Annotated in this window: 3 protein-coding genes and 1 pseudogene; 3 read left to right on the top strand and 1 reads right to left on the bottom strand. The window is 62.8% G+C overall.

Annotated features, from left to right (window positions below):
- Window positions 1–114, bottom strand: a 114-nt coding sequence (locus AQY21_RS28240; protein ID WP_238986920.1) for a helix-turn-helix transcriptional regulator, incomplete at its 3' end; no start/stop codon positions are given.
- 121 nt (window positions 115–235) lie between these two features.
- Between AQY21_RS28240 and AQY21_RS27120 the strand changes: the two genes are divergently transcribed.
- The 3 genes and pseudogenes from AQY21_RS27120 to AQY21_RS27110 form a co-directional block, all read left to right on the top strand.
- Window positions 236–559 carry a zinc ribbon domain-containing protein gene (locus AQY21_RS27120; protein ID WP_058100678.1) on the top strand — a complete coding sequence of 108 codons (324 nt, stop codon included), beginning with the start codon at window positions 236–238 and terminating at the stop codon, window positions 557–559.
- Window positions 556–738: a hypothetical protein gene (locus AQY21_RS27115; protein WP_058097354.1), complete on the top strand. Its 183-nt coding sequence runs from the start codon at window positions 556–558 to the stop codon at window positions 736–738. Before AQY21_RS27120 ends, AQY21_RS27115 begins: the two co-directional genes overlap by 4 nt.
- A pseudogene (locus AQY21_RS27110) lies at window positions 735–924 on the top strand (hypothetical protein); the annotation flags it as partial. The gene AQY21_RS27115 and the pseudogene AQY21_RS27110, both read left to right, overlap by 4 nt.

Raw genomic sequence — 924 nt, 5'->3', positions numbered from 1 at the left:
GATGGAGATGTTCTGCTCTGACCGCTCGACTGCGCTGAGATAGGTCCGGTTCAACCCGCATTCATGCGCCAGGTATTCCTGCGACCAGCCGCGCTCGGCCCGTAGCCTGCGCATGTTGCGCGCCACGATGTCTCGCAGAGGGCTTCTGGGGGTCGTCTTCATGCACAATGCTATTGTGCGTCGACGTTTTTAACTCTACCTGTTTTAACATTCATTCGACATCAAGGAGCCTGCCATGCCCCAACAATGTCCGCATTGCATGACCGAGATCCATGCCGAGGCCTCCACCTGCCCTGCCTGCGGGGCGATCCGCGGTGTGTGGGGCCGCTCGGTCGAAAGCTGGCGCCAGGCATCGACCTTCATGCTCGGCGTGGCCGCATTCTTCGTTCTTGCCSGTATCGTCTTTGGCACCTGGGTTGCATCGGTCGATGACCGGACGACCGCATTCGACGGGTTGATCGCCTTCCTGTTCCTGTCGCCCTTCATGCTGTTCGCCGGCGGTGTCGGCCTGTTCCTGCGCTACGTGATCCCCCGCATGCAGGAGGGCTGGTATCGATGAGAGCCGCGAAGCGGAAACCGACCGCCGGCCCGAAGCGCACCTCGATCTGCCTCAGCGCCGAAGCGCACAGATCCCTGCGGATCGAGGCACTGCGGCGCGACATCACCATGAGCCAGCTGATCGCACAGGCGCTGGCCGATGCCGGCATCGACATTCCTCCGGAGGATTTGGAAGCATGAAACACCTGTTCACCGCCGCGCTGATCGCCCTCGCCAGCCCGGCCCTTCCCGCCGGCTGGTATTTCGAAGCTTCCGTCGAGGGCGGCGCGGAATACTGGACCTTCACCAACGAGACCGGCGAGGTCAGCCCGCGCCGGATGCGCGGCAACGAGATCTGGATCACCCGCACCGACCAGATGAACGAAC

Source organism: Paracoccus sp. MKU1, from assembly GCF_001447385.1.
Classification (GTDB): Bacteria; Pseudomonadota; Alphaproteobacteria; order Rhodobacterales; family Rhodobacteraceae; genus Paracoccus.
Note: the sequence above shows the minus strand (reverse complement) of the source record. Positions and strands in the feature narration are given on the sequence as shown.